The sequence below is a fragment of the Streptomyces sp. NPDC090088 genome (genome assembly GCF_044747345.1).
Lineage (GTDB): Bacteria > Actinomycetota > Actinomycetes > Streptomycetales > Streptomycetaceae > Streptomyces.
Genome location: NZ_JBIVDZ010000003.1, coordinates 521,161 through 548,126, shown reverse-complemented (window position 1 = coordinate 548,126; position 26,966 = coordinate 521,161). Strand labels below are relative to the sequence as shown.

At 69.3% G+C, this 26,966-nt stretch carries 23 protein-coding genes, 1 tRNA gene and 1 pseudogene; 14 read left to right on the top strand and 11 right to left on the bottom strand.

Annotated features, from left to right (window positions below):
- Window positions 1-30: 30 nt before the first annotated feature.
- Window positions 31-510, bottom strand: coding sequence for an ester cyclase (locus tag ACIPSJ_RS18375; RefSeq protein ID WP_401346862.1), 480 nt, complete (start codon window positions 508-510; stop codon window positions 31-33).
- A gap of 74 nt (window positions 511-584) precedes the next feature.
- Here ACIPSJ_RS18375 and ACIPSJ_RS18370 point away from each other — a divergent pair, with 74 nt between their 5' ends.
- The 4 genes from ACIPSJ_RS18370 to ACIPSJ_RS18355 all read left to right on the top strand — a co-directional run bounded on the left by ACIPSJ_RS18370 (window position 585) and on the right by ACIPSJ_RS18355 (window position 2,885).
- Window positions 585-989 (top strand): helix-turn-helix domain-containing protein, encoded by a 405-nt coding sequence (locus tag ACIPSJ_RS18370; protein ID WP_359206576.1) that lies wholly within the window; start codon window positions 585-587, stop codon window positions 987-989.
- Between the two features lie 77 nt (window positions 990-1,066).
- Window positions 1,067-1,768 carry an SDR family oxidoreductase gene (locus tag ACIPSJ_RS18365; RefSeq protein WP_401346859.1) on the top strand — a complete coding sequence of 234 codons (702 nt, stop codon included), beginning with the start codon at window positions 1,067-1,069 and terminating at the stop codon, window positions 1,766-1,768.
- 18 nt (window positions 1,769-1,786) lie between these two features.
- Complete coding sequence (locus tag ACIPSJ_RS18360) at window positions 1,787-2,158, top strand: DUF1330 domain-containing protein (RefSeq protein ID WP_401346858.1); 372 nt, start codon at window positions 1,787-1,789, stop codon at window positions 2,156-2,158.
- 202 nt (window positions 2,159-2,360) lie between these two features.
- Window positions 2,361-2,885, top strand: a complete 525-nt coding sequence (locus tag ACIPSJ_RS18355; protein WP_401346856.1) for a TetR/AcrR family transcriptional regulator — start codon at window positions 2,361-2,363, stop codon at window positions 2,883-2,885.
- A gap of 24 nt (window positions 2,886-2,909) precedes the next feature.
- Here the strand turns inward: ACIPSJ_RS18355 and ACIPSJ_RS18350 are convergent, their stop codons facing one another.
- From ACIPSJ_RS18350 to ACIPSJ_RS18335, 4 genes are all read right to left on the bottom strand, one after another.
- Window positions 2,910-3,479, bottom strand: a complete 570-nt coding sequence (locus tag ACIPSJ_RS18350; RefSeq protein ID WP_401346853.1) for a TetR/AcrR family transcriptional regulator — start codon at window positions 3,477-3,479, stop codon at window positions 2,910-2,912.
- Window positions 3,480-3,666: 187 nt separating this feature from the next.
- On the bottom strand, window positions 3,667-4,800 hold the full coding sequence (locus tag ACIPSJ_RS18345; RefSeq protein ID WP_401346851.1) for a 4Fe-4S binding protein: 1,134 nt from the start codon (window positions 4,798-4,800) through the stop codon (window positions 3,667-3,669).
- Window positions 4,801-5,068: 268 nt separating this feature from the next.
- Entirely contained in the window at window positions 5,069-5,638 is a 570-nt protein-coding gene (locus ACIPSJ_RS18340) for a TetR/AcrR family transcriptional regulator (protein ID WP_359206594.1), read from the bottom strand.
- A 147-nt stretch (window positions 5,639-5,785) separates the two neighbouring features.
- Window positions 5,786-7,285, bottom strand: coding sequence for an MFS transporter (locus ACIPSJ_RS18335; RefSeq protein WP_401346848.1), 1,500 nt, complete (start codon window positions 7,283-7,285; stop codon window positions 5,786-5,788).
- Window positions 7,286-7,765: 480 nt separating this feature from the next.
- Between ACIPSJ_RS18335 and ACIPSJ_RS18330 the strand changes: the two genes are divergently transcribed.
- Both ACIPSJ_RS18330 and ACIPSJ_RS18325 read left to right on the top strand, forming a co-directional pair.
- Window positions 7,766-8,644 (top strand): alpha/beta fold hydrolase, encoded by an 879-nt coding sequence (locus tag ACIPSJ_RS18330; RefSeq protein ID WP_401346845.1) that lies wholly within the window; start codon window positions 7,766-7,768, stop codon window positions 8,642-8,644.
- Window positions 8,645-8,810: 166 nt separating this feature from the next.
- Complete coding sequence (locus ACIPSJ_RS18325) at window positions 8,811-9,545, top strand: NADPH-dependent F420 reductase (protein WP_401346844.1); 735 nt, start codon at window positions 8,811-8,813, stop codon at window positions 9,543-9,545.
- A gap of 224 nt (window positions 9,546-9,769) precedes the next feature.
- On the opposite strand, the pseudogene ACIPSJ_RS18320 reads toward ACIPSJ_RS18325, so the two are convergent.
- Together ACIPSJ_RS18320 and ACIPSJ_RS18315 are read right to left on the bottom strand one after the other, a co-directional pair.
- Window positions 9,770-10,105 (bottom strand): annotated as a pseudogene (locus tag ACIPSJ_RS18320) (ASCH domain-containing protein); the annotation flags it as partial.
- 666 nt (window positions 10,106-10,771) lie between these two features.
- Complete coding sequence (locus ACIPSJ_RS18315; protein ID WP_401346841.1) at window positions 10,772-11,989, bottom strand: alpha/beta fold hydrolase; 1,218 nt, start codon at window positions 11,987-11,989, stop codon at window positions 10,772-10,774.
- A gap of 125 nt (window positions 11,990-12,114) precedes the next feature.
- On the opposite strand from ACIPSJ_RS18315, the gene ACIPSJ_RS18310 reads away from it, so the two are divergent.
- The 4 genes from ACIPSJ_RS18310 (at window position 12,115) to ACIPSJ_RS18295 (ending at window position 18,341) form a co-directional block, all read left to right on the top strand.
- Window positions 12,115-12,708 carry a TetR/AcrR family transcriptional regulator gene (locus tag ACIPSJ_RS18310; protein WP_401346838.1) on the top strand — a complete coding sequence of 198 codons (594 nt, stop codon included), beginning with the start codon at window positions 12,115-12,117 and terminating at the stop codon, window positions 12,706-12,708.
- Between the two features lie 711 nt (window positions 12,709-13,419).
- Window positions 13,420-16,290 (top strand): PKD domain-containing protein, encoded by a 2,871-nt coding sequence (locus ACIPSJ_RS18305; protein ID WP_401346837.1) that lies wholly within the window; start codon window positions 13,420-13,422, stop codon window positions 16,288-16,290.
- Between the two features lie 540 nt (window positions 16,291-16,830).
- Entirely contained in the window at window positions 16,831-17,421 is a 591-nt protein-coding gene (locus ACIPSJ_RS18300; RefSeq protein ID WP_401346835.1) for an RNA polymerase sigma factor, read from the top strand.
- A complete protein-coding gene (locus ACIPSJ_RS18295; RefSeq protein ID WP_401346833.1) occupies window positions 17,418-18,341 on the top strand; it encodes a hypothetical protein in 924 nt (307 codons plus the stop codon). Before ACIPSJ_RS18300 ends, ACIPSJ_RS18295 begins: the two co-directional genes overlap by 4 nt.
- Before the next feature lie 1,768 nt (window positions 18,342-20,109).
- Here ACIPSJ_RS18295 and ACIPSJ_RS18290 read toward each other — a convergent pair.
- On the bottom strand, window positions 20,110-20,424 hold the full coding sequence (locus tag ACIPSJ_RS18290) for a hypothetical protein (protein ID WP_401346832.1): 315 nt from the start codon (window positions 20,422-20,424) through the stop codon (window positions 20,110-20,112).
- A 294-nt stretch (window positions 20,425-20,718) separates the two neighbouring features.
- On the opposite strand from ACIPSJ_RS18290, the gene ACIPSJ_RS18285 reads away from it, so the two are divergent.
- On the top strand, window positions 20,719-21,201 hold the full coding sequence (locus ACIPSJ_RS18285) for a hypothetical protein (protein ID WP_401346829.1): 483 nt from the start codon (window positions 20,719-20,721) through the stop codon (window positions 21,199-21,201).
- Between the two features lie 1,422 nt (window positions 21,202-22,623).
- On the opposite strand, the gene ACIPSJ_RS18280 is transcribed toward ACIPSJ_RS18285, so the two are convergent.
- Window positions 22,624-22,697, bottom strand: a tRNA-Gly gene (locus tag ACIPSJ_RS18280).
- A gap of 271 nt (window positions 22,698-22,968) precedes the next feature.
- Here ACIPSJ_RS18280 and ACIPSJ_RS18275 point away from each other — a divergent pair.
- The 3 genes from ACIPSJ_RS18275 (at window position 22,969) to ACIPSJ_RS18265 (ending at window position 24,347) form a co-directional block, all read left to right on the top strand.
- A complete protein-coding gene (locus tag ACIPSJ_RS18275) occupies window positions 22,969-23,136 on the top strand; it encodes a hypothetical protein (protein ID WP_355710238.1) in 168 nt (55 codons plus the stop codon).
- Between the two features lie 124 nt (window positions 23,137-23,260).
- Entirely contained in the window at window positions 23,261-23,836 is a 576-nt protein-coding gene (gene dcd / locus ACIPSJ_RS18270) for a dCTP deaminase (protein ID WP_355710236.1), read from the top strand.
- A 10-nt stretch (window positions 23,837-23,846) separates the two neighbouring features.
- Window positions 23,847-24,347 carry a phosphoribosyltransferase gene (locus ACIPSJ_RS18265; protein WP_359206718.1) on the top strand — a complete coding sequence of 167 codons (501 nt, stop codon included), beginning with the start codon at window positions 23,847-23,849 and terminating at the stop codon, window positions 24,345-24,347.
- A 76-nt stretch (window positions 24,348-24,423) separates the two neighbouring features.
- Here ACIPSJ_RS18265 and ACIPSJ_RS18260 read toward each other — a convergent pair whose 3' ends face one another.
- A complete protein-coding gene (locus tag ACIPSJ_RS18260; protein ID WP_359206721.1) occupies window positions 24,424-25,461 on the bottom strand; it encodes a YIP1 family protein in 1,038 nt (345 codons plus the stop codon).
- A 78-nt stretch (window positions 25,462-25,539) separates the two neighbouring features.
- Entirely contained in the window at window positions 25,540-26,964 is a 1,425-nt protein-coding gene (locus tag ACIPSJ_RS18255) for an FG-GAP-like repeat-containing protein (protein ID WP_401346826.1), read from the bottom strand.
- Window positions 26,965-26,966: the final 2 nt, after the last annotated feature.

The following is a 26,966-nucleotide window of genomic DNA, read 5'->3' as shown; positions in this document are numbered from 1 at the left end:
TTCAGGGACGGGCGTTGTCCGAGAAGGTCTTCAGACCGACTGTGCGCCGGTGCTGATCTGATGGGTGAGCTTGAGCAGTTCTTCGACGTGGTAGATCTCGGCGATCTTGCCGTCGGCAATGCGCATGATGTCCTGACCGTTGATGTCGACCGGGTTGCCGCTGGCGGAGAACCCGAAGGCGTCTCCGGTGTGGGTCGCGGTCATCCGCCAGTGGAGGACCACCCAGCCGCCGGAAAGCTCCTGCTGGAAGAGAATCCGGTGCTGCGTGTCGGTGAATCCGTCGCGGACCGCGGCGATGGACGCTCGCATGCCGTCGATGCCCGAGGCGGCGTCGGAAGCGGGGTTGTGGTCGATCACATCCGCGGCGAACACCTCGTCCGCCCCGGCGACGTTGCCCGTGTCGTAGAGCTCCAGCTCGCGCGCGGCGACCCGCAACGCGGTGCTCGTCGCCGAGCGCACCATCTCGCTTGCGGTGTTATTCGTAGTGATCGCGGTCATGAGGTCCTCCAAGGTGTCCGGTGCTGGCTGTCCGGCTATAGTTCCCTGAGGGAACCAGTTCCCTCAAATGAACTAATGGGGAGAGCATGAGTGATCTGGAGCACCCTCTGCCGGAATGCCCGATCGCCCGGTTCCTGACCGTGCTGGACGGGCCCTGGGCGACGCTGATCGTGCGGGAGCTGCTGACCGGCCCGAAACGCTTCACCGAGTTGCGCGCCGCACTACCGGGGATCAGCCCCAAGACCTTGTCCTCACGGCTGCGGCGATTCGTACTCACCGGGCTGGTCACCCGCACCGCCTACCCGGAGATCCCACCCCGGGTGGAGTACCAGCTCACCCCGGAAGGCGCACGACTTCAGGTCGTCTTCGACGCCATGGCCGCCTGGGCCGACCGAGACCTTCCCCGCACCGACTCCTTCCCCGCACCGGCCCCTTCCGCGTCACAGACCGGTGACCCGAGCCGACCTGTCGACGCAGCGGGGACCGGGTGACGCTTGAGCTTGCACCGTGAAACCGATCGGTTTACTCTTCTTGAAACCGATCGGTTTCACGTCTTCTGGAGGTAGTCATGACCGCTCTGAAGGGCGCCAACGTCTTCGTCACCGGCGGCAGCCGCGGCATCGGCAAGGCCCTGGTGGAGGAGCTGTACGCGCGCGGCGCCGGCAAGGTCTACGCCACCGCCCGCGACCCGCGCACCGTGACGCACCCCGACGCGGTCCCGGTGGCGCTGGAGGTCACCGACCCGGCCTCGGTGGCCTCGGCCGCCGCACAGGCGGGGGACGTCACCGTGCTGATCAACAACGCCGGTGCCTCGGTCGGCGCGTCCTTCCTCGACTCCCCGGTCGACGACGTACGCCGGGAGTTCGAGACCAACTTCTACGGCCCGCTCCTCGTCGCCCGGGCCTTCGTGCCGGTCATCGAGCGCAACGGTGGCGGCCACCTCCTCAACGTGCACTCCGTGCTCTCCTGGATCGCGCTCGGCGGCTCCTACAGCGCCTCCAAGGCCGCCCTGTGGTCACAGACCAACTCCCTGCGCCTGGAGCTGCAGCCGCGCGGCATCGCCGTCACCGGACTGCACGTCGGCTACGTCGACACCGACCTGACGACAGGCGTCGACGCCCCCAAGTCCGACCCCCGTGACGTGGCGGCACTCGCCCTCGACGGCATCGAGGCCGGCGCCCACGAGGTCCTCGCCGACGACATCTCGCGGCAGGTCAAGGCGGGCCTGGCCGGTGACCTGGCCGGGCTGTACCCCCAGCTCGCCCAGTAGGCGGAGAGGGTATGGGCAATGAGTGCGAATTCAGAGAAGAAGAAGTTCTACGCCCTGAATATGTTCGACGTGGTCGACCTGGAGAAATACCTGGCGTATTTCAGCCGCCTGCCGGAAGCGGCTCCGCACTACGGTGGTCGCATGGTGGCGTTTGGCCGCTTCCGGGACAATGTGGCCGGCGACCTCACGCCGCGGCAGGTTCTGTTCCTCGTTGAATGGGAGTCCGAAGAAGCGTTCGACAGCTTCCGGGACGATCCGGACCTGGCCGACTTGCATCCGTTGCGGGAGAGCGGGACAGCGTCCTATATCTGGCAGACATTCGATGGTTCCGACATGAGCGACCCCGCCGACGTTTCGCTCGACGATGTGCTGGCGGTGCTCAAGCCCTAGCCTCGATCTTTCGTGAGGGTCCGCCGACGGAGTCGGTGGGCCCTTTCCCTTTCCGGAGCCGATGGTGGGCGACGGCGACCTCGCCGGTCCACGCCCAGTGGCTGCGGTCGGTGCCGACGTGGCCGTTCGGAACTCGGCGCTACCAGCGCGTCGCAGTAAAACGATCGGTTTCCATGCGCGAGTTCCAGCAGAGGGTGAGGTCATGGGCGGAGTCAGTGCGCGCGAGCGGCGCGAGAACGTCATTCGCGCGGCGATCGCCGAGTTCGCGATCGCCGGCTACCGCGGCACCACCACGGCTGCGATCGCCGAGCGGGTCGGCGTCTCACAGCCGTATCTCTTCCGGCTTTTCCCGGACAAGAGGGCGATCTTCGTCGCCGCTCTGGTGCGGAGCGCGGAAGACACTCGCCTGGCTTTCGAAAGGGCGGCCGACGGGGTGGAGGGAGGCGAGCGAGCCCGGCAGGTGATGGCGGACGCCTATGCGCGGCTGATCTCGACGCGGCCCGAGACGCTCCTGATGCAGATGCAGGGATACCTCGCCGTGGCGGCCGCCGAGGCGCAGGGCGACGACCTGATCGGTGAGGTCGTCCGGGCCGGCTGGATGAGCGTCTGGGAAGCCGTGCACGTGGCGCTGGGTGCCGATGGCGAGAAGACCGCGGGTTTCTTCGCCTGCGGCATGCTCGGCAACACGCTCACGGCCATCGGGCTTCCCGCGAACGCCGGGAGGTGAGGGGGTCTTCCGAACAGGGACGCGTCAGTGCACGCCTGCCGCGTCGAGCAGGGTGGTCACGGTGGGTGCGACGAGCCCGGTCAGGCTGTCGGCCTGAATTCCGGCGCGGGCGCTCGCGCCGTCGAAGACCAGGCTGAGCTGCCGGGCCAGCAGATCGGGATCGCCCGCCCCGCCCTGCTCGGCCTCGGCACGGAAGAAGGCCGTCAGATTCGCCTTGACCTGGTGAGCCACGCGGCTCGCCGGGTGACTCTGGTCCTTGAGCTCGACCTGCACCGCCAGATACCGGCAGCCCCGGAACTCGGGCACCCCCGCCTGCGATTCCACCTGCTCGAAGACGTGCAGGATCCGCTCGCGGGGCGACCGGCCGTCGTCCGCCGCAGGGAGGAGAGTTGCCGCGTAGGCGGAGGCACGCTCCTTCAGGCTCACCGCCAGGAGCTCGTCCTTGCTCTCGAACAGCTGATACATGGAGCGCTTCGAAACCCCCGCCGCCTTGCACAACGCCTCGACTCCGATGCCGACGCCGTCTCGGTAGGTGAGCGTGGCCGCCGCCTCCAGCAGGCGCTCCCTGGGGCTCAGTTTCACTTCGGTGCTCATACCGTGAGGTTAACCCGGAGCGGACGAAATGAAAACCGATCGGTTTTCGGGGGCTTCCGGCGGGGCTCTCCGAGTACTGGCCCGTCCTGGGTGACCTGCCGTCATGCCCGTGCGGCGGCCTTCTCCGGCTTCGCCTCCGCCGGGATGCGGTGCGGTCCCCCCGCGGTCGTAAGGGGGGGACCGCAGCTCATGACGTACGTGGCTCCCGGTCGTCGGTGGAGGCTGAACGCCTCGCCGGAGGGTGCCAGCCGCCGGTGACCTCCTTGGCGGGCTTGTGGGGGAAGCGGCGCCGGGCGTACTCCTGCGCGTGGGAGCCCGGCAGGACGTACAGGGTCTCCTTCTTCTCCTGGAGCGGCCGCAGCACGGTGTCCATGAACGTCTTGCGGTCGTCCAGGTAGGGGCCCAGAACGTCCTCGCCGGCGGGGCAGACGGCGAGGCAGTAGCCGGACTTGTAGCCGGGAGGCGAGGACAGGCTCTGCCACATCGACGCGCTCTCGGAATCGCCGACCCGGGAGCGGTAGTCGGCGGCGTCCTCGCTGTCGGCCACGGTCTGCGCCCAGTCGGTGAACCCGCTCATGAACTCGCGGTAGTTGTGCGTGGTGCAGGCCAGCGCGTCGAAGGCGCCGTCCTTGGCGATGGCGCCGACCGGGCAGGCGGCGACGCACAACTTGCAGTCGATGCACGGGTTGTAGTCCAGCGCCTGCCCGTACTCGCTCACCTCGGCGTCCACCAGGACGGTGACCAGCAGGACGAAGCTGCCGAACTTCGGGTGGATGACGTTGCGGTGCAGGCCCATCACGCCGAGCCCGGCGGCCACCGCGACCGTCTTGTGCGCCACCACCCAGATCCGCTCCTCGGGGAAGCGGTCCATCTCCTGGGGGAAGCCGACAGAGGGATTGAGCGCGCGGTAGCCGGCGTCCTGGAGTGCCTGGGTGACGCTGCGGGCGGCGTGGTTGGCCTGTTCGTCGGCCTGGTGGAACTCCTGGTTGGCCACGCTGCGGGCGGGGGAGCGGCAGTTGTCGCGGTTCATCCGGACCGCCATCGCGATCAGGGTGCGGGTGCCGGGCAGCGCGGACCGCGCGTACTCGCGCTCGCCGGCCAGGTCGGGGTGGTCCAGGCTGACCGCGGCCGCGTCGTCCGCACCGGCGGCCAGACACAGTTCCCGCAGCCAGGTCGCGTCTATCACCGCCGGCGGGCCGACCGCGTCACCGGTCCTGCGCCGGGCGAGTACGGCCTTTACGGAGGGGTGGGCGGCGAGCTTCGCCGGAAGCCTGGGAGGCGGGGCCGTCGGTTGCCCCTCGGCGTTGCGCGCGGCAGTCATCCGTACTCCTCGGGATTCGGGGCACCGGCTCTCCCGCACAGCGAGAAACCGATCGGTTTCACCACCGTAAACCGATCGGTTTCCGTGCGCAACCCCGCGCGGTGAGCACCTCCTTCGGGCCGGCGATCGAGCCCCTCCCCGACGTCGGCGTTCAATCGCCGGCCGATCAGACCGAGCCCTCCGCGGCCGCCGGACTCCCCTCAACCGGAACAGGGCGGGGGCGCCATGGGGGTCGGCCGGTCGCCGGAGGCCGGTGTCACGCGAGGCGTCAGCGCATGTCCGCCGCATCGAGCAGGGCGGTCACGGTGGGTGCGACGAGCCCGCCGCGCGTCTCGGCCTTGATTCCCGCACGGGCACTGGCGCCGTCGAAGACCAGGATCAGCTGACGGGCCAGCAGGTCCGGGTCGCTCACCCCGCCCCGTTCGGCCTCGGCACGGAAGAAGGCCGTCAGGCCGTCCTTGACCCGATGGGCCACCTGGCTCGCGGGGTGGCTCGGGTCCTTGAGCTCGATCTGCACGACGAGGTACCGGCAGCCCTGGAAGTCGGGTGTACCCGCCTGCGCCTCCGCCCGTTCGAAGACGTGCAGGATCCGCTCGCGGGGTGGACGGTTGTCGTCAGCCTCGGGGAGGAGTGCCGCCATATAGGCGGAGGCGCGTTCCTCCAGGCTTGCCGCCAGCAGGTCGCCTTTGCTCTCGAACAGCTTGTACATGGAGCGCTTGGACACCCCCGCCGCCCTGCACAGCGCATCGACGCCGATATGGACGCCGTCTCGGTAGGTGAGCGTGGCCGCTGCCTCCAGCAGGCGCTCTCGGGAGCCTGGCATTGCTTCGGTGGTCATATTGCGAGGTTAACTCGATTCCGACCTTATGGAAACCGATCGGTTTACGGGTGGATGCCGGGAGGAAGCGACAGAAGCCGGGCGGCGCCTTGCCCTTCTGGGCCGCGCTCGGTGCGCCCGGCGTCTCCCGCCACGCCGGGTTCGGGCTCAGTGGGCGATCACTGGTTCGCCCTCCGACGGCGCCAGGGCCCGATTCGGCATCAGGAACGCCATGAGCGCCGCGCCGGCCACGAAGATCCCGGCGCCCCACGCCAGGGTGGCCGTGTAGCTCTCGACCCCGGCCTGGGCCATGGTCAGTGCGCTGGGCCTGTGCGAGGACAGGTAGTCGGTCGCGGCCGACGAGGCGACGGTGGTCAGCAGTGCCGTGCTGATCGAGCCGCCCACCTGCTGGCTGGTGTTGATCAGTGCCGAGGCGACGCCCGCGTCCTCGTGGTGCACGCCCGCGGTCGCACCCTGGAACGCGGTGGTCATCACGGCGCCGATGCCGAGGCCCAGCAGGATCATGCCCGGCATGATGTCGGCGACGTAGGCGCTGTTCAGCATGAGCCGCGTCAGCAGGGCCATGCCGGACGCGGAGACCAGGAAGCCGGCGCTGACCACGACCTTCGGGCCGACCTTGGGCAGCAGCAGCGAAGGCACCGTGGTCGACGCGGCGACGATGCCGCCGACCATCGGCAGGAAGGACAGACCGGCCTCGATCGGCGAGTAGCCGATGCTGGCCTCCAGGTAGTAGGTCAGGAACAGGAAGATCGAGAACATCCCCATGCCCAGGACGAACACGGCCAGGAACGAACCGCCACGGGTCCGGTCCAGCACGAGTCGCAGCGGCAGCAGTGGATGCGCGGCCCTGGACTCCAGCCAGGCGAACACCGCGAGCAGCACCACGCCACTGATCATGGAGCCGAGGGCGACCGGGTCGGTCCAGCTGGTGGATTCGACGTGCGCGAAGCCGTAGACGATGCCGAACAGGGCGGCGCTCACCACGACGGTGCCAGGAATGTCGATCCTGGGTCGCTCGGTGACCACGGGCTTGGCCAGCAACAGCAGCGCACCGACCAGCGCGACGCCCGCGAAAACGACGTTCACGTACATCACCCAGCGCCACGACGCCCATTCGGTGAGCATGCCGCCGAGCAGGAGTCCGACCGCGGCACCCGCACCGGACAACGCGCTGAAGATGCCGAACGCCTTCGGCCTCTCGGCCGGGTCGGTGAAGGTCACGCTGAGCAGCGAGAGCGCCGCGGGCGCGAGCAGCGCGGCGAAGAGGCCCTGGGCCACGCGTGCCGCGACGAGTATGTGGAAGCTGGTGGCCGCGCCGCCGACGACGGATGCGGCCGCGAAACCGACCAGGCCGGTCACGAAGGTCGTACGCCGGCCGAACAGGTCTCCGAGGCGGCCCCCGAGCAGCAGCAGGCCGCCGAACGCCAGGGCGTACCCCGTGATGACCCACTGCCGGCTGCCGTCACTGAAACCGAGGGCGTGCTGCGCTTCGGGCAGCGCGATGTTCACGACGGTCGCGTCGAGCGTGACCATGAGCTGCGCCGTGCCCAGCACGACCAGCACCCACCAGCGCACGGCATGTGAGCCGCGGCGGCCCGAGTCTGTTGTCCCGGAGGCGGGCGCCCCGCGGTCGAAGGTGGTACTCACTTTTCCCCTTAATCGCTGGTCATGGGCCGACCATGGGTCGGAAACCGATCTGTTTCCACTTAGGAAAACAGATCGGTTTCCTCGGTGCAAGTGAACGGGTCGGTTCCGACCCGGGGCCGCCGCGCCACTCGGCGGCGTGGCGACCGCGGACACGGCACCCAGACCCGAGCGGGTGCCCAAGTCCTCCGAGGCGGCCGCATCACCATGCACATCGAGAGCACGAAGGGCACCCGCTCCGACTGGGCTCGACCACGCCGGCATCGACCAGGCCGGACAGACGGGTGGGGGAACTCGCCGCCACAGGGATCCACGGGGATCCACGGGGCTCCACAGGTGCGGAACTCCCTCGCACAGCCGGAGCCGGCCGGGCTTGCGCTGCAAAACCGATCGGTTTACCTTGTTGGAAACCGATCGGTTTCCCGTTCTCCGGAGAGGGTCATGACCGTTTGGTTACTCCCTCACACCCAAGGAGCCGGCGAGATGCCCAGCCAGGAGTCACGTCCCACCATTCACATTCCGGGGACCACCAGCCACACCATCGCCCCGCGTGCAGGCCTCGACGGCCGTGAGGGAACCCTGCGCTACCTCAAGGCCGGCACCGGCGCCCCCCTCGTCCTGCTGCACACCGTGCGCACCCAGGCCGAGCACTTCCGCCTCCTCATCCCGCTGATCGCGCAGCGGTACACCGTGTACGCCCTCGACCTGCCGGGGATGGGCTACTCCGAGATCGTGCCCGGGGCGTCGTACGACGAGCCCGCGATGCGTGCGGGCGTCGAGCGGCTGCTGACCGAACTCGACCTGCACGACGTGACGTTGGTCGGTGAGTCCATGGGTGCGGTGCTCGCCCTGACCGCCGCGGCCGAGCTACCGGAGCGGGTACGACGCGTCGTCGCGGTCAACGCCTACGACTTCCGCGACGGAATCGCCCGGTCCGGCCTCCTCGCCCGCGTGGTGGTCGGCGGTGCCCTCGCCCCGGTGGTGGGCCCGGTGATCGCCGGGGTGGAACCCAAGTCCGCCCTCCGCAAGATCCTTCAGGGCGGCCTCGGCGACAAGAGCGCGTTGCGCGAGGACTACGTGGACGAACTCCTCCGGGTGGGCAGCCGCCCCGGCTACCCGACCGTCGCCCGGGCCGTGTACCAGGCCCTGCCCAGCCTCATCGCGGCCCGCTCGCACTACCCCGAGATCAAGGCGCCCATCCACCTCGTCTACGGCGAAAAGGACTGGTCCCGCCCGTCGGACCGGGAAGCCAACAAGCGACTGCTTCCGGCCGCCGACTTCACACAGGTCCCCAGGGCAGGCCACTTCATCGCCCTGGAACGGCCCGACGTGCTGGCCGACCTGCTGAACGCGGTGGCCTGACCCGCGCGGTCACTGACCTGAGGAGCAGTGCATGGCGCAGGTCCAGATCGAGGTCGACGTTCCGGCGTGAATGCGTGACGGCACGGTCCCGCGCGCCTCCATTCCACCGTCCACAGTGCTCGCGTCGTGCCGCCCTGGGGTGGTGCGCCTCCTGGAAGGACACATCATGAAAATCTCCGTTATCGGCGCCGGAGCAATCGGTGGCAACCTCGCGCGCAAGTTCGGCGCAGCCGGTCACGACGTCCAGGTGGCCGACGCCCGCGGGCCCGAGGCCGTCGCACCCGGCGTACTGGAGACCGGCGCCCGCGCCGTGGCTCTCGACGACGCCGTCAAGGACAGGGACGCCGTCATTCTGGCCATCCCCTTCGGGGCGGCGGGACAGCTGGCCGATCTGTTCGCCTCCGTCCCCGCCGGGACGGTGGTCATCGACACCTCCAACTACTACCCGCACCTCAGCGGACGGGTCGAGGCGGTGGAAGCCGGCGCCATCGAGAGCGTGTACATCTCCGAACTCCTCGGACGCCCCGTGATCAAGGCATGGAACGCGGCCCTGGCCGAAACCCAGCGAACGAAGGGTGTCCCGGCGGGCACTCCGGGCCGCATCGCCATCCCGGTGGCCGGCGATGCCGGGGAAGCGAAGCGGGTGGCCATGCGTCTGGTGGACGACACCGGATTCGACCCCTACGACGCGGGAGCACTGGCCGACTCCTGGCGTCAGCAGCCGATGGGCCCGGCCTACTGCACCGAGCTGACCCTGGACGAGTTGCCGGCAGCCCTGGCCGCGGCCGACCGCGTCAAGGACGCGGCCGTCCGGGAGAACATGGCGGAGCGCTTCGCCGCCCTCGGTGCCGATCCCACCCTGGAGGACGTCGTCGAGATGAACCGCGCCGCCCACAGGTGACCGCGCCTGTCGTCGGCGTCACGACTGCCACCCCGATGTCCGACACCTCCGCCCGGCCTGCGTTCCACGACGCCATGGCCGCCACCGCCTCCCCGGTCGCCATGGTCACCGCTCTGGACGGCAGGCGCCCGCACGGCACCACGGACGGCGCCTTCGGCTCTCTGTCCCTGACGCCCCCGATGGTGCGGTGTCCCCGGACAACCGGTCGCGGGCCAGAGCAGAGCGATCTCGACAGCGAGGGCGCCGAGGGCTTCCTTCTCAGGTGGGTAGATGGCGCGGATGTCGGATAGTTGCTGGTCGCGGATGGCGGTCGGGTCGACGTCGGCCGTCCCCTCACCGTCTGGCAGGGCCGCGAAGTCGGCGTACTCGCTGACCCGGACGATTCCGACCTCGCAGGTCTCGTCTGTGCCCTTGATACGGAACCGGATGGTGCCGCCTGCGGCGAGGCCGGCGAGGTGCGGGTACTTCACGCGCACCTCGGTGGTCTTCGTGCCGGCGGCGAGGTCGAAGTGCCGGCGACAGAGGTCGAGTTCGCGGACGCGGGCGTGAGTCTCGGTCATGGAGCGGGAACGCTTGTGGGCGCTGGCGCGGTGATCAGGCGGCCGATCCCGGCTGGAGAGTACAAGCGGAAGAAGCCCCGGTCATGACCAGCAGTCGGTCAGCGTATGCGGCGACGCGGCCTTCGCGGATCAAGGGATCGAGCACCGCATCCGCGCCCTCCTCACCGACCTCGGCGCGCAGACCGGGACCTGACACACCCCACTACGTGACTCCGGCTTTGCTCACGCGACTTCGAAGGTACGCCCTAGCACTTGTGGCACAGGGCACACAAAGCGCGTCTCGCTCTTCGCGATGAATCGAAGTGAGGGCGTCCGAAGTGACGCCTGAGCAGTCCTCATGCATAGATAACAAACGAACCCCAGGCCACTGACCTGGGGTTCCCCTTGGAGGGGGTGACGAGAATCGAACTCGCGCTCCCAGCTTGGGAAGCGACGGCGCTTGGCAGGCCATGTGATCGTTGACCTGCGCGTCTGTGGCGTGGCGGCCGCCGTGCGAGAACTGGCTCGCTCCACTGTTGACCGCGGTTGTCCGCTCTTACGGGCACACTATCGGCACGGCTTGGAAGTGTGCCGGGCCGAGCGCCAGGGCGAACGGACTTCACTCTCGGATCGGCTTGCTCGCATGTCCGACGCGGGGCCCGCCCGCACCTGGCTCGCTTGCCGGCTTCAGGGCCTGAGGGTGTCGTCGAGCCAGTCGTAGATACGGGCCTGGGCCAAGCGCATGGCGCCGGGGTGGCAGTGGGCTCCCGCGCCTTCCTCGATGGTGAAGACCATGAAGGTCTTGGGGCAGGTGAGGTGGTCGAAGAGCTGTTCCGGCTGGCCCTTGAAGAACATGTCCTCCACGGCGTCGCAGACGAGGGTGGGGCACTCGATCTGTTCGGCGATGCCGTCGGCGAGGGTGTAGTCGAGGTAGGAGGCGTTGAAGGCGCGGGGGGTGTCGACGCCCATGACGTACATGCCGTGGTTGAGGGCCCAGCGGGAGATCGGGTCCTCGGCCATGAGTTGTTCGAGGGCCGTGTCGAGCTCGGGGGCGGACTCGGCTCGCAGGAGGCGTTCGGCTTCCTGACGGGTGCCGGCGATGTTGCGGACGGAGATCTGGCCGAGGTCGTAGAGGCCGTCGACGGCTATCAGCGCGGCGAGACGGTGTTCGAAGGCGGCGGCCCTGGGGGCGAGGACACCGCCCATGCTGAGACCCAGGAGCGCTATGCGGTTGTTGTCGATCCCGGGGATGGTTTCGGCGAAGTCGACGACGGGTGTGATGACGTTCTCCCAGTCGGGGCGGAAGACCAGGCCCTCGTGGTGTCGTGGCCCGGGCATGCCGGGACCGTCGAAGACCAGCACGTTGTAGCCCCGCTCGACGCCGGCCATCGCTCCGAAGAAGTGCATCTCCTCCGCGGTGCCGTCGAAGCCGTTGTGCATGATCAGGGTCGGGCGCGGTGTCCCGGAGTCGTCGACGCGGTACAGGTAGCCCGGCAGGGTGGTGTTCTCGTAGGGGATCTCGACGGGCTCGATGCGCGGGGTGGTGTAGAGGGCCGCGGCGGCCTTGAAGCACTCCACGGAGCGGTCGTAGGCGTGGTCATGGCGGGGGTCGCAGGGGTGGCCGTGCAGGAAGAACTCCGCAGACCGGTAGTAGTTCGACGCCCGCAGGAATCCGTCCCGGGCACTCACCTTGTGGTCGGTCTCCAGCGCCTTCTGGGCCTCGGCGGAGACGCGATCGGCCGTGGCGGCCCACTCGGTGTACCAGCTGTCGTAGTCACCCTCGGTGATCCGCTCGCCGGTGGAGACGACCTCGCCGAAGTCCGCGCCGCCGTAGGCGATGTGGCTCATCGAGCGCAGGGTCTCGTACCAGAACTGGATGTTGCCGGGGAACAGAAGCTGCTGCATGGCGCTCTCCTCAAAGCATCGGCCATCGGCCTCGGGCTTCCACAAGCACAGATCTGTGCTTGCAATGAGGGAGACTGTAGACACATCGGGCACGGGAAGCAAACATCTGTGCTTACGATGGGTGCGTGAGCCCGAAACAGCCACTTCCACGTATCCGCAAGAGCCCCGAGCAGGTCCGCTCGGCCGTCCACCAAGCGGTCATCGACCTGCTCTCCGACCCGGAAGGAGCCGACCTCTCCATCCCCGCGATCGCACAACGCGCGGGGGTCAACCACACCAGCGTCTACCGGCGTTGGGGCAGTCGTGAAGCCTTGCTGGCCGACGTGGTCACCACCCGTCTCGAACGGGACTCGCCACTGGCCGACACCGGCAGCCTGCGCGGGGATCTCATCGCGTGGGTGGAAGCCGGAGTGGCGAGCATCCGCACAACGGAGGGCCGGCTCCTCATCCGCGCCGTCGCCCTGTCCATGTCCGGCGGCACCGCCGCACAGGGGGAACGCGCACTGCAGTTCCAGCGCCGGATCGCCTCCATCGAGAGAATCAGGGAACGGGCAGCCGCCCGTGGCGAGAACGCTCCGCTCCTGGAGGAGATCCTGGACCAGCTCATCGCACCGCTCTACCTTCGGGCGATCTTCGGTATCGAACCACCGGCCACCGGCTACCCGGAACTCCTCGTGGACCGGCTGCTCGGCGACACGCACCCGCCCGACACGGCCTGAACCTGGCCCCCCCAACACCCGGCGCCCGGAAGCCGGGGCGCACAGCCTCCCCGAGGCTGTCATGGAGGCAGCAGTCGATGACGAGTTGTTCCAGAGCAACCCGTGCCGAAGCCTTCTGGCGTAAATCTCGCACGCGGCAACCAACCGCCGCCCACAGCAACAAGGCCCAGGTCTCCGACCTGGGCCTCAACAATGGAGCGGGTCACGAGAATCGAACTCGCGCTCTCAGCTTGGGAAGCGACGGCGCTTGGAGGACGGGGTGGCTCCTCAGCTGCGCTGATGTATTCCACGCGCGATACCTCCAAGCGCGATGACGCGAGGCCCGTCTCAAGCCCTTGTTGACCGTGGTTGTCCGCCCTTATGGGCACGGAGTGGGCACGCCATCGCTCAGGCTGTTCTGCAGCCCCGTCTCGCCTTTGGGGAGGTGCACCAGGCGCAAGTTCGACGAGGCATGAGCGGCTGCCGTTGCACGCACGATCATGTAGCGAGCACGAGGTAATGGGAGGCTCAAGCGTCTGCCGTGCAATGCCCTTCTGGTGATCAAGTTTTTCCCTCAAGGGCGTGGTCGGCAGCAGGAGGTTCGTATTTTCGTCATCCGGCCCGCCTGACCTGCCGTACCGTTCCGCCAACTCCAGCTGACAGGTGACTGGATCTTTAACGGCTGTTCGGGTCGGCGTTCGACGTCCCCTACGGCCCAGGGGGAGCACGTCCATGAGCCGCAGGCGACTGCTGGTGAGATCCGCTGCCGTCCTCTCCGTACTGTTCGGCGGTCTCGGTACCGGCGTCGCCCACGCCACGACCGGTACAGCCCTGTACGTCGACGACGCCGCCGCCGGTTGCAGCGACACCGGACCCGGCTCACAGACGGAGCCCTTCTGCCAGATCCAGCCGGCCGCGGACTCGGCGGGCCCCGGGGACACCGTCCACGTGGCCCGGAACACGACCCGGTACGCCCCCGTCACCATCGGGTCGGCCGGCACCCCGGACGCGCCCGTCACCTTTGTCGCGGCTCCCGGCGACAATCCGGCGGCCACCGCCACCGTCCGCGTTCTGGCCGGGACCTCGACACCGGCGATGACCTTCTCCGGCGCCCGGTACGTCGACGTGTCAGGGTTCAGCCTCTTGTCGAGCGGGCCGAGCACGCTGGTGTTCTCCCTGTCCCAGCACATCTCCTACGACACGGGTTCGGTCAGCACGGCCCAGGCGGGAACCGGTACCGGCGGGACGATCGCCGTCGACGGTTCCTCCTCCGGCATCGCGCTCACCCGGCTGCAGATCGCCCCCGAGTCCGGTGGTCCGGCCTTCGCGAGTGCGGCCGGAGCACAGGACATCACGCTGGCCGACGACACCACGCCGCTCGGCGGAGGCATATCGGCCACCGGCACCACGGGCATCCATCTGGCCGGCGACACCATCGTGACGACCTGCGGCAACGGCATCAGCCTGACCGACGGCACCTCCGGGTCCGTGGAGAACACCGTCGTACGCCCCGACACGACGGCATCCTGCCCGGACACCGGCACCCCCGCCGAGATCACGGTGGACGCCGCCTCCGCGCCGCAGGTCACCGCGGACTACAACGCGGTCAACCCCCTGTCGACCGGAACCGACTACGACTGGGCCGGCACCGCGTACGGGACCAGCCAGGCGTTCCTGACCGGCACCGGTCAGGGGGCTCACGACCTGGACCAGACGGATGTGACGCTGTCCACGCAGAACACGCCGCTGATCGACTCCGCGGACGCCGACGCACCCGGTGAACTCGCCACCGACCTCCACGGCGCGCAACGGGTCGACGATCCCCTGGTCGCCGACACCGGCACGGGCGCCGGCGACTACGACCGGGGCGCGACCGAGGTACAGGACCCGCTGAGCCTCGGGATCGCGGGCCGCTCGTCCGCGGACGTCTACGTCGGCGTCCCCGTCACCTTCACCGCCGGCTTCGTCAACCCGTGGTCGGACACCCTCGACGGCTACCGCTACACCTTCGGCTTCGGGGACGGCACCACGGCCACGTCCACCACGGGTTCGGTCGCACACACATACACGCAACCCACCACGAGCACCGAGATCTACGCCACGGTCACGGTGTACCGGCCGGACGGCACCACGATGGGCACCGAGGTCAGCCTCTACTTGGCCGTGCGTCCGCTGCCGGCGCTGACCGGGAGCCTCAACTGCCGGAGCGCCTCCTTCCAGATCGCCCCCTCCCTGCCGGACACCGCGGGCTGCGCCTTCACCGCCGCCGGCTTCAGCGGCTACCCGATCACCAGCGACCTGATCTCCTTCGGCGACGGCTCGAAGGCGGTCTCCGCGACAGGTTCAAAGGGCGTGGTCCGGCACACGTACGCCGCCGCCGGGACGTACACCGTCACCCAGCGGCTCACCGACTCCGACGGACGCACCGCCACCGACACCACCCTGACCACCGTCGGCCCGTCCTACGTCGCCACCGGCCCGAGCCGCGTCCTGGACACCCGCAAGGGCACCGGTGCCGCCAAGCGGCAGGTCGGCCCCGGCGGCGTGGTCCGCCTCAAGGTCCTCGGCGTGGGCGGCGTCCCGGCTTCCGGGGTGACCGCGGTCACCCTGAACGTCACCGACACCGGCGCGACCGCGAGCAGCTACGTCACGGTGTACCCGGACGGCACGAGGCGCCCGACCGCGTCCGACCTCGACTTCACCGCCGGGCGGACCAACCCGAACCTGGTCACGGTCCGGGTGGGCGCGGGCGGCTATGTCGACCTGTACAACGCGCACGGCCATGTCGACCTCATCGCCGACGTACAGGGTTACTTCACGACCAGGGCCGGCTCCAGCTCCAGCTCCAGCGACAACCGCATGAGCAACCTCGCTCCCGTCACCCCGACACGGGTCCTGGACACCCGCTACGGCACCGGCGCCGCCAAGGGCAAGGTCGCGTCCGGCAGCACGACGACCGTCACCCTGCCGAAGGAGGGACGGGGCTCGGGCACCGTCGGCGCCGTCCTCGACGTCACCGTGACCGGAGGCACCGGCAGCGGCGTGGTCACCGTCTACTGCGGCAGCCGCCCCAGCACGTCGAACCTCAACTACCGTGCCGGGCAGACCGTTTCCAACCTGGTCGTGACGAAGGTGTGCACCGGCGGCAAGATCAGGCTCTACAACAGCGGCGGCCACGTCCACCTGATCGCCGACCTCCAGGGCCTCTACACCAACGCCGTCGACGGCACCTCCCCCTGGGGCAGCCCCTTCGTGCCGGCCGATCCCACCCGCTTCCTCGACACCCGTAACGGCACGGGTGCCCCGGCCGGGCGGCTCGGCGCGAACCGCACCCTCACCGTGAAGGTCGCCGGTACCCACGGCGTCCCGGCCGACGCGACCGCCGTACTGGTCAACCTCACCGGCGTCGCCCCGACCACCGCCACCCACCTGACCGCCTACGGCGCCGGCACCCTCCCGAACGTGTACGACGACAACCTGAGCGCCGGCGAGACCAGGCCGGTCCTGGCTGTGATCCCCCTCGACGCCAACGGCTCCCTCCACCTCCACAACGCCAGCGGCTCCCTCGACATCGTCGCCGACCTCGAGGGCTACATCGGCTGACCGAGCCTGACCGCGCTCGGGCCCCGTGACCTCGCGGCGGGCTCCGATCGGGCTGTGCCCCTGGGGCCGCCCGGGGCGGCACGCCGACCGCAGTTCGGTATCGACCTGGCCCGACGAGGCGAAGAAGGCACACCGCTCCGGACAATCAACGTCCTGGCCAACCGACGTCCGATCACTGAGCACAGCCACCAGGCCCAGATCTCCGACCTGAGCCTTCTCCATGGAGCGGGTGGCGAGAATCGAACTCGCGCTCTCGGCTCGGGAATCTCGGGTTTTTCGGCGGCGGTTCCCCATGGTTCCCCGCAGGATCCGGCACACGAATGGCACGGCCCCTTACTGGCAGCTGGCCACTGTGGCCTCGACGTCATCGAGGAGCCGCGCGTCGCCGTGTGGTGCCGACGCGGGGAGGCGGCGCGGCGCCGGGCGACATGGCTCTCGATCGCTGTTGCCGCCCTTGCCGGGGCTGGGCGCGAACGCAACCGGCGCGGTGTGACAAGTACGGGGTGAGACCGTCGTCCGGCGGTCGGAGACGGAGCTTCCGTGGAATCGGAGCACGACGCGTACGGCGATTTTGACAGTGACACCCAACTGTCCATGTCCGCCGCGGATCCGGCGGCGTTCACGCCCCTGGTCGAGAGGTACTCGGTGGCCCTGCACGGCTACTTCGCGCGGCGGATGCCCGGCGCGGCGGACGATCTGCTGGCCGAGGCCTGGCTGCAGGCGTTCGCCGCGCGGCACACGTTCGACGCCTCGCGCGGATCGGCGCGAGGCTGGCTGTTCGGGGTGGCCCGCAACGTCCTCGCAGGCACCGTGCGGCGGGCGGCGCGGACAGAGGGCCCACCGGGGGAACAGGTCACCGACCCGTGGCAGGCGGTGGACCAGCGGCTGGACGCGGCGGCACTGGCGCCCGCACTGCGTGGCGCGCTGGCCGAACTGCCCGCAGAGGAGCGGGAGGTGATGCTCCTCGTCAGCTGGGAGCAGCTGACGCCGGCCGAGGCGGCCGCCGCCGTGGGCATCCCGGCGGGGACGGCCCGCTCGCGGCTGCACCGGGCCCGGGGCCGGTTGCGCGAACGGCTCGCGCCGGCCCGCCTGGCGGGCCGGCGCCCTGCCGTGACAGGAGACCTGGCATGAGTACACACGACATGGAGGAGACGGGCGTGATCGAGCGGCAGGCACTGATGGACTTCCCGGGCGGCAAGGCGCTACAGGCGGCGGGCCGGGTCGAGCCCCCGTCGGCGCAGGTGCTGGCCCGGGCGCTGGCGGCAGTCGAGGAAGCCGTGCGGGAGGACGTGGGCCGGGCCCCGCGGGAGGAGGTACGGAAGGACGCCGTGGCGACGCCGTCGCGTAGGCGCCGTCGCGTCCTCGCCGTCCTGGCGTTGGCCGCGGTCTCGGCCGGCGTCACGGTGGTGGGCGTGAACACGGAAACAGGTACCCGGCACGGGACGCAGCCGCAGTCCGCCTCGGTCTTCCTCAACAACGTCGCCGAGGTCGCCGCCACGCAGTCGGCCGGCTCGGGGAGGTACTGGAAGGTCCGAACCAACTCCGCCGAGTCGTACATCACGCGTTCCATGGACGCCACCTACGTCATCTCCGGCAAGACCCCCCGCAAGACACGGTTTCCCGGCTGGAGGCTCGGGTCGAAGACCTACGACTGGAACGGTCTGGACAGGCTGACCACGAACCCGGCGCAGCTGCTGCGGCAGATCGAGACCACGACCAAGGCCTCCGCCGATCAGGACGAGGACGCGGGAACGCTCGGCTTCGTCCAGGCGACGACCCTCCTCGCCAACGCCCCCGCCGGCCCGCGACTGCGCAGCGGCCTGTTCAGGGCGCTGGCCGAACTCAAGGGCGTGACCGTCGTCGGCACCGTCAAGGACAGCGCCGGGCGCACCGGGACGGAGCTGGCCTACCACGGGGGCGTCGGCACCACCAAGGTGATCATCGCCCCGAAGACCGGCACCCTCCTGGAACTCACCGAGCCCTGGAGGACCGAGAAGGACCAGCGCCGGGCGACATACCTGTCCACCGGCCTGACCGACACGATCGGCTGACGGACGCCCCGGAACGGCGCACAGCCCCGTCCCGGGGACCGTGCGCCGTGGCCGCGGGGCCCCGCGCCGGCATCCCTCGCATGTGACGCGAGGCATCCACCGGACGCGGCGTGATCGACCCGTACCAGCAGGACGCTTCCGCACCGCAGCAGTTGAGCAGCGCGAGACGAGATCTCCCTCAAGCGACCCGGCACACGATGGTCGGAACCGGTGCGGCGAGGTGAGAGGTGAGGCGAACTGGTGGCCTTGACCTGCTGGGACACGCGCGTCGGAACCATCTGGTCATGCCATGCTTCTCGCGACGTTCGGCGCATTGCCGTTCACGTGGGAACCAGCTCCGGACTTCTCGGGCCTGCGGTGTCCGTGGCCGCCTTCGTGGAAGGTGTGGAACCGAACGTCGGCGGCGTCGTCGTCCCTGCCAGGCTTACCGTTCGCCCGTGCCGCCGCCGGATCCAGGATGGCCGTGACCCGCGCCGGTCGTACGCCGCGACGGGTCGTCGTCGAGTAAGAGGCTGTGGTCCGCTCCCCTGGCCGACAGGTCAGAACGGGCGGCTGAGGGCGCCAAGTCGGTCGGCCAGACCCTCGAACCGCCTGCTCCATGCGCTGAAGGACCTCGACGGAACCCCCGCCTACGGCAGTCAGCGCACCGCCTGAGACGCTGGCTGCCACCACAACTACCAGAACCCCGAGCACCGGTAGCGAGACACCGAAGGCAAATCGCGAGCGTCCGCCGGGTCCGGCACCACCCGGTGGATCGCGACGCGACACCGAGGGCAGGCCGGGAAACACGTGCGGAAGCGGCTGAAGCCTGTACCGGCCGTCAGGGCGGCAAGGTGCCCAAGGCACCACTCGCACCCGCACCCGCACAGCGACGCAGCGACGCAGCGACGCAGCGACGCAGCGCATCGGGCAGCAGCCCCCTCCCCCATGGCCGTGCCCACCCGGGTCCCGGCGCAGTCCGATCCGCGGACGTCGCCCCTCGAAGCCGTCTCCGGCAGGCCCCTGTGGCTCCGCCTGGCCGATCGCGGACTGCCCTCCCCGGAGCAATGCGCCGCGCACACGGAGGGCTGGGCACACCACGTGGGGCAATTCGTCATTGCCGCGCGCGGGACGGCGATCCTGACGACGTGCGGAAGTGAGCACCGGGGCGACGTCCGACATCGAAGCCGTACACCGGCCTTGACACCACCCGGCGCCCACGCAGGAGGAGCCCCGGACCGTCCGGAACTCCCCCCCTGCCGTGGCAGTCGCTTCCCAACACCACGGAGCCGCCCATCTGTTCGCAGACGAGCAGAACGAGAATGGCGCGCTCCTCAGCGAGCATCCCGGCACCCGCACACCTGGTCAGAACTTCCTAAGCGTTCCGGCGCCACCGTCGGGGGGGACGGCAGGCTGATGGCTCGAACACCGGCATACCGTCGACAGACGCGTGAAACCGCAGTCCAGCGACATCTTTCGCGCGCGAGACCGGCCGCTGCACGGCACCCACCTGGTACTCGTGCCCCCGCGTGCCCGATCTTTCTGCGCTCAATGGGTCGAATTCCGCCGGAGAGCCCCGGAAAAACAGCAACCCCAGGCCTTTGACCTGGGGTTTCACATCGGAGCGGGTGACGAGAATCGAACTCGCGCTCTCAGCTTGGGAAGCTGCGGGCATCTGAGGGCGGTTGGGGTGCTGACCTGGGTGAACGTTCGGCCTGTGGTCCTTCTGGGTTGCTCCCCGCTCGTTCTGGTGCGGTAGTGGTGCAGAGCTGCGGCGACCAGGGGGTAGTCAGCTGGGCACATGCCATTCGTCGAGACGGATCTTCACCTGACGGTTGTGGTCCGCGTGCCAGATCACCTCACCGGCGACGGTGGCGCCCAAGGCAGGCAGTTCCATGCAGTGAGGCATGGCGGTGATCTCGGCAAGGCCGACTGCATTCGGCACGCCATCGAGGAGGAGGAAGACGCCGAACGGCTGTCGGCCGATAACCCGTCCGCTGACGGGAGATCCAAGGGGTAGTGCGGAGACTGTTGCTGGCCAGCTCTGGTCAATGACATCCGAGGCCGGCACCAGGGAGAGGTCCGGCCAGCTGAACTCAGGCATTGGCCAATCATGGTCAGGGCGGCCAGCGTTGTCGACAGGAGGTCACAACGCCTCACCGCTCGGCCGCGCGAGACCAACACGCTTTCCAATCTGTGGTGGTGGTCCTGGAGGCCTCGGCCGGGGCCGTTCACCTGCGTTCATGAGAGGCCAACTGGTGGGGCAAGCCCCATGAGCGATCCCCGCTGAACGGCTGTGAACGCGGCTGAATGAGACGGAAACTGAGACGGCTCAACTGGCCGCCGATACGGCTCCGTACCTCGTTCAAGTGCTGCCGCTACATGGGAGTATGTGGGCGTGGAGACCATGGCAGACCTGCGAGTGATGCTTGCGTCGTTGGCCAAGGAGGACGGTGTCTTCGGCCGGGTCGAACGCGGGGATGCGGGCTCCGTCGAAGAGCACGTGTACGGCTTGGTTCTTGATGCGCAGGAAGCCTGGGAGCCCTATGCGATCGAGGGTTCTCGGGGACCGACCCGCCCCGCTGACATCGCTGATGCCCTGACGGCCATCGACAGGGAAGAGGTGGGAACCGTCATGACCTACCTGTCTGCGGGTGATCTGGTCTTCCCCGGCCAATTGCATCGTGATCGTGAGCACGCCCATCGAGCGGCGCAGCGAGTGGTGAAGCTGCTGGGATGGGACTCCACATGGTGGACGAACATCGAACTGTCGGATGCGGGGCATAAGTGGAACCCGGTATCTCGGTTCACCTTCGATGGAGTGGTCGCAGGCACGGGCAACGGGTTTGTCGTGACCCTGCTCCAAGTCGGAGAAGACTGACGCATTACGCGTCGCGCTTCTGAACACCGCTTTAGGAATTCGATCCGAACCCGCTCCGGAGGCTGTCGTCGATGGGTACGACAGCCGGACAGGGGCGCCGGTGTACGCCATCGTTCGGCGTCGTTGATGTCAGCTCTGGATGTCAGAAGCCTTCTGATCCGTAGCTCTACAGAGATCGGTCATCGGCGGTCATACAGGCTGCCGGATGGGTGCTGATGGGCACTGCCGTGCGTAGTCGGTTGCTGTGGTTGCTGTACTTCGCTGCTGTACAGCCGGGGTCCGGTGGGGACTACTCAGGACGCCGATCGCGCGCCACGCTCGTACGGCCACCCCGCGAGCCGCCTCTTACTCCCACCGGTTCGGCCTACGCCTCGGGCACCCCCGGGCACCTGTTGTCGGGACGGCCCGACTCTACGAGTCTTCGTGACGGATGAGCGTCATCTTTATCAGGTCGATCGTGAGGGCTCGGCATAGTGGGTCAACCGGTCTTCTGCCTGGATCGCTAGTCCGCCAAAGTTTCGTGCTGGTCGTCCTCGTCGGCGCCTGTTGGTGTCAGGCATTGGTGTCAGAGATCAGGGACCGCTTGACATATCCGTTGCGGCACGACAGCTCTCACAGGGACACGAGAAAGATCGCTATCGCCCAGCATGCGACTCCGGCGATCAAGAGTGTTTTCAGGGTCCGCGGCCTCTGTGGATCACCACGCTCAAAAAAACCGGTTACGACAGCACCAAAGGTGCAATACATGGCGATCGCACAAAATGGTATTGCCATGACGAAATACCAGACACGCATGCTTCCCCCCACCGCTGAACGTCCTTGCCCGGAGACTACAAGCGCAACATCGCTTCCACAGCCCAGCCCACCACTCACCCCGGCTCCCATCCCGTCCGCCGTCGACCCACACACCGTGGAGCGGGCGTGGTTCATGGCGTCCAGGTGGAGCGCGCCACCGTACGAACGACCTGGACGCCATGAACCGCGTCTGCTCGGCTCTGCCTGGGTCGACGGACCGACGGCCGGGAACGGCGCCCCCTCCATCCCGGTGCCGGCCGATCCCCCGCCGGAGGCATCGCCTTGACCGTGGCATGCGTACGGTGATCACCCATCGCCCCGGCCTCTCACGTGGGCGCGCGTTGGCGCAGCCCGCCGGAGCGGGCCGAAGGCAGGAGCGGCGGCGGAGCGGAGCGCAGCCGCGGCTTGACCAGCACTCCGATGACGAGCGGCAACGGGAGGTCGCCGCAGGGCTGGACGGCATGGTGCGCTCCGAGCGGGCGAAGCACCACAAGGAGGACCGCGAGAACGGCCGTCCGCACCACACGCAGGAGTCATCAGCGGGCTAATGGTGCGCTAGTGGTGCGGCACCCACCCACCGGCCTAGACAACAAAGAACCCCCGGGTCCACGACCTGGGGGTTTCTGCTGGAGCGGGTGACGAGAATCGAACTCGCGCTCTCAGCTTGGGAAGCTGATGTTCTACCATTAAACTACACCCGCGTAAGACGCCGACGGGGTCGGTGTCTGAACGCTCGCTCACTGTACCTCATGGTGGACCACCGGTGCCGGGACCGTGGGGTTCGGCTGTGTTTCGGGGGTGGGATCGGGCTGCGGTGGGCCGGAGTTGGGGCGTACGGTGGGGCTGTGGGAGAGGGTCCGGGTGGGCCGGAGTGCCGCCTGGAGAGCCGTCCCTTTGATCCCGTAATGTGGCTTTCCGTCGTCACGGCAGTAAGCCCGACGCGGCTCCTGGGGAAGGGACTCAAGGGACTTGATGGAACGCACCGTCGTCCGCTGTGCCGAAGGGCACGTGTTCAGCACCGCTTCGTTCCCGATGCAGCAGGCCGAGCGGCTCGGCCCCGGCCGGCTGGTCCGGTGTCCGAAGTGCGCCCGGCTGCGCAGTGTCGTGCCGGTCGCGCTCGAGAAGCATGAGCCGGCGTAGAGCGGCATAGCCGCATAGCTGCAGAGGCACAGCAGCGGCAGAAGCAGTAGGAAATCGCAGTCACACAGGCGCGTGGACTCGTCACGATTGTCGTGGGTCCGCGCGCCTTGCGTATCCTCGGGGCGTGCTTCTCTCAGACAAGGACATCCGGGCCGAGATCGACGCCGGGCGGGTACGGATCGATCCCTACGACGAATCCATGGTGCAGCCGTCGAGCATCGACGTGCGGCTGGACCGGTTCTTCCGGGTGTTCGAGAACCACCGGTACCCGCACATCGACCCTTCCGTCGAGCAGCCGGACCTCACCCGGCTGGTGGAGCCGGAGGGCGACGAGCCCTTCATCCTCCACCCCGGTGAGTTCGTGCTCGCGTCGACGTACGAGGTCATCTCGCTTCCCGACGATCTCGCCTCGCGGCTGGAGGGGAAGTCCTCGCTCGGGCGGCTCGGGCTCGTCACCCACTCCACCGCCGGGTTCATCGACCCGGGGTTCAGCGGGCACGTGACCCTGGAGCTCTCCAATCTCGCGACCCTTCCCATCAAGCTGTGGCCGGGCATGAAGATCGGGCAGCTGTGCATGTTCCGGCTCTCCTCCCCCGCCGAGCACTCCTACGGCAGTGAGCGCTACGGCTCCCGCTACCAGGGGCAGCGCGGTCCCACCGCCTCCCGCTCCTTCCTCAATTTCCATCGGACGCAGGTGTGAGGGGCCGGGCATGAGCGGTGACGTACGGGAGAACCTGACCTACGAGCGGTTCGGCGTCGCCGTGCGGGAGCTCGCGCAGACCATCGCCGACGACGGGTACGAGCCGGACATAGTGCTCTCCATCGCGCGCGGCGGGGTGTTCGTCGCCGGCGGGCTCGCCTACGCCCTCGACTGCAAGAACCTGCATCTGGTGAACGTCGAGTTCTACACCGGGGTGGGGACGACCCTCGACATGCCGGTCATGCTCGCGCCCGTCCCCAACGCCATCGACTTCAGCGACAAGAAGGTGCTGATCACCGACGATGTCGCCGACACCGGCAAGACGCTCAAGCTCGTCCGCGACTTCTGCCTGGACACGGTCGCCGAGGTGCGGTCCGCCGTGATCTATGAGAAGTCCCACTCCCTCGTGAAGTGCGAGTACGTGTGGAAGCGGACCGACGACTGGATCAACTTCCCGTGGAGCGTCGAACCGCCCGTGGTGAAGCGGGCCGGGCAGGTGCTGGACGCGTGAGGTAGGTGCGCGCGCACCGAGGAAGGGCCCCCGGCGAGGCAGCCGGGGGCCCTTCTCGTGTCGGCGGTGACGGTGGTCAGAAGGTGCCGAGTTTCACGATCGACAGCAGGGCGATCAGCTGGATCGCCGACGCGCCCAGGGCCTTCGGCCAGGGCAGGTCGTGGGACTTGCCGACCATGAGGGTGAGGAGGGCGCCCGCCGCGATCCAGGTGACCCAGCCGAGGATCTGGACGAAGCCCGCGTCGCCGCCGAAGAACATCGCGAAGAGGAGGCGCGGGGCGTCGGTGATCGACATGATCAGCATGGAGAGGCCGACCGTGGGCTGCCAGGCGCCGTCGCCGCCCAGCTGGCGGGCGAGGGTGTGGGTCACCACGCCGAGCACGAACGCGGAGATCACCATCGCGATCGCCGTCACCAGGACGATCGGCACCGCGTTGGTGAGGGTGGCGTTGATCGCGTCCTTGCGGGCGCCGTCGAAGCCGAAGACGGCGAGCAGGCCGTAGAGGAAGGTGACGATGAGGGCGGGGGCCCACATCGCGTAGTCCCGCATCTGGAGGAAGGTCTGGTTCGGGGCGAGGACGATCCCCCGCAGCAGGTCCTTCCAGTGCAGGCGCGGCCCGATCGGCCCGGACGGCGCCGCCGCCGAGCCGGCGTGGTAGGTGGCGCCCTGCGTGTAGGCACCGGCCTCGTCGACCGAGAAGGCCTGGGTGTGACCCGGCTGGTTCGCCGCGTACGGGTCGGGGCCGCCGGCGCCGTATCCGCCGCCGTAGCCGTGGTCGTCGCCGAAGTACTCCGGGCCGTCGCCGCCGCCCTGTCCCGGGTGGCCGCCGCGCGACTGCGCCTGCGGCCAGCCGGACGCGCCGCCCTGCTGCGGGTACGGCGGCCGCGGGGCCGACGGGTACCCGTACGACGGTCCCGCCGGCTGCCCGCCGAAGCTCTGCGGCGGTGCCTGCTGCCCGTACGCGGGTTGTTGCGGTCGCGCTTGCGGGGCACGGTTGTCCCGGCCGCCGCGTCCGTTCCTGAATCCAGCCACGTCATCGAACGTACCTGGTCCCGGAGATCCGTGTGGCGGGCTCGGGCACCCGAGCCCGCCATTGCGGCAGAGCTGTGACATCCCCTAGGGGCCCCCTAGGGGCTTCCCCAGGGGGCGTCACAGGGTGTCATAGGGCGTCTCGGGGCCGCTTCGTGCGGGTCACCGCGCGAACAGGGAGCCCAGCTGCGCCCCGGTGCCCGGCAGCCCTGCCCGCGCCGCGGTGAAGCTCACCGCGCCGGTCGTCGTCAGGCCCGAGGAGGAGCCGCGCAGGGCCCATACGGCGCCCCGTCCGCCGTTCTCGTGCCGGGCGCCGACCGCCAGATCGGCGCGGCCGTCGCCGTCGAGGTCGGCCAGGTGGACGGCGCTGCCCCAGAAGTCGTCGGTCTCGTCGAGGTCGGGGACGCCGGGGGTGTTCTGGGTCCAGCGGGTGGCGCCCTCGCCCGTGAGGCCGGCGGCGGAGCCGCGCAGCAGCGTGACGGTGCCGGTCCGCGGGGCCGTGGTGACCCCTTCGTAGGGCGTGCCGACCGCCACGTCGGCGTAGCCGTCGCCGTCGACGTCGCCGACGGAGAGCGCGGCGCCGAAGGAGGAGGTGCCCGGTGCCCGGGTGGCGCCGGGGACGCCGGGGCTGTCCTGGGTGAGGGACGCCTGCGGGGTGGGGCTCACGCCGTGGGCGCCACCCAGGTAGGCGAGGACCCGGCCCGGCCCGGCCTTGTCGCCGTAGACGAGGACGTCGGAGGTGACGATGTCGTCGTAGCCGTCCCCGTTGACGTCGCCGAGGACCGCCCGCTGCCTGCCGCCGTCCACCAGCATCCGCAGCGCCCTCGGCCGGGAGTCCGCGCCCAGGTACACCAGGTTGCCGTCGGCGTATTCGCCGCTCCCGGTCCGGAACCTGCCGCTGATCACCAGGTCGTCGACGCCGTTGCCGTTGATGTCGCCCGCGGCCAGCGACCGGGAGCCGTAGCTGTCGCCGGTGGCCAGGGAGGGCACCACCCAGGTGCGGGACGCGGCTCCGTGGGTCCTGGTGAAGCCGCCCCGGAAGATCTGCACGTCGGCGCCGGTGCTGCCGACGGCCAGGTCGGCCCGGCCGTCCGCGGTGAAGTCGCCGACGGCCAGGGACATGCCGAAGCGCTGGTGGGAGGAGGCGGCCGGGTCGGGGACGGTACGGCCCCCGGACAGGCCCCTGCCGCTCCCCCAGAGGATCGTCACCGTCCCGGCGCCGCCGTTCTCGCCCTCGGCGCCGACGACCAGGTCCGCGTAGCCGTCCCGGTTCAGGTCCCCGGAGGCGAGCGCCGACCCGAACGTGTCGCCCTTCTCGGCGGTGCCGGGGACGGCCGCCGAGTTCTGGGTGACGACCGTGCGGTGCGAGGCCCGGACGCCGGACGCGGAGCCGTAGGTGACGACCACGGCACCGGCCCGCGCCCGGCCGCCGACCGTGGCGCCGGGAGCGGCGGAGGCGAGGTCGTGGTAGCCGTCGCCGTTGAAGTCGTCCGTGTACCTGGCGGGCGCGGCGGAGGCCTGCCCGGCGAGCGGGACGAGGCCCGCGGTGAGGAGGGCGGCGAGGGCCGCCGCCGTACGGACGCGCATGG

Bases quoted from the DNA above. Each gene is read 5' to 3' on its own strand.
- ACIPSJ_RS18340 (WP_359206594.1), bottom strand. From the start codon at position 5,638: ATGACCACCGAAGCAATGCCAGGCTCCCGAGAGCGCCTGCTGGAGGCA.
- ACIPSJ_RS18370 (WP_359206576.1), top strand. From the start codon at position 585: ATGAGTGATCTGGAGCACCCTCTGCCGGAATGCCCGATCGCCCGGTTC.
- ACIPSJ_RS18255 (WP_401346826.1), bottom strand. From the start codon at position 26,964: ATGCGCGTCCGTACGGCGGCGGCCCTCGCCGCCCTCCTCACCGCGGGC.
- ACIPSJ_RS18305 (WP_401346837.1), top strand. From the start codon at position 13,420: ATGAGCCGCAGGCGACTGCTGGTGAGATCCGCTGCCGTCCTCTCCGTA.
- ACIPSJ_RS18330 (WP_401346845.1), top strand. From the start codon at position 7,766: ATGCCCAGCCAGGAGTCACGTCCCACCATTCACATTCCGGGGACCACC.
- ACIPSJ_RS18355 (WP_401346856.1), top strand. From the start codon at position 2,361: ATGGGCGGAGTCAGTGCGCGCGAGCGGCGCGAGAACGTCATTCGCGCG.
- ACIPSJ_RS18265 (WP_359206718.1), top strand. From the start codon at position 23,847: ATGAGCGGTGACGTACGGGAGAACCTGACCTACGAGCGGTTCGGCGTC.
- ACIPSJ_RS18325 (WP_401346844.1), top strand. From the start codon at position 8,811: ATGAAAATCTCCGTTATCGGCGCCGGAGCAATCGGTGGCAACCTCGCG.
- ACIPSJ_RS18275 (WP_355710238.1), top strand. From the start codon at position 22,969: ATGGAACGCACCGTCGTCCGCTGTGCCGAAGGGCACGTGTTCAGCACC.
- ACIPSJ_RS18365 (WP_401346859.1), top strand. From the start codon at position 1,067: ATGACCGCTCTGAAGGGCGCCAACGTCTTCGTCACCGGCGGCAGCCGC.
- ACIPSJ_RS18295 (WP_401346833.1), top strand. From the start codon at position 17,418: ATGAGTACACACGACATGGAGGAGACGGGCGTGATCGAGCGGCAGGCA.
- ACIPSJ_RS18315 (WP_401346841.1), bottom strand. From the start codon at position 11,989: ATGCAGCAGCTTCTGTTCCCCGGCAACATCCAGTTCTGGTACGAGACC.
- ACIPSJ_RS18360 (WP_401346858.1), top strand. From the start codon at position 1,787: ATGAGTGCGAATTCAGAGAAGAAGAAGTTCTACGCCCTGAATATGTTC.
- ACIPSJ_RS18350 (WP_401346853.1), bottom strand. From the start codon at position 3,479: ATGAGCACCGAAGTGAAACTGAGCCCCAGGGAGCGCCTGCTGGAGGCG.
- ACIPSJ_RS18345 (WP_401346851.1), bottom strand. From the start codon at position 4,800: ATGACTGCCGCGCGCAACGCCGAGGGGCAACCGACGGCCCCGCCTCCC.
- ACIPSJ_RS18260 (WP_359206721.1), bottom strand. From the start codon at position 25,461: ATGTCACAGCTCTGCCGCAATGGCGGGCTCGGGTGCCCGAGCCCGCCA.
- ACIPSJ_RS18290 (WP_401346832.1), bottom strand. From the start codon at position 20,424: ATGCCTGAGTTCAGCTGGCCGGACCTCTCCCTGGTGCCGGCCTCGGAT.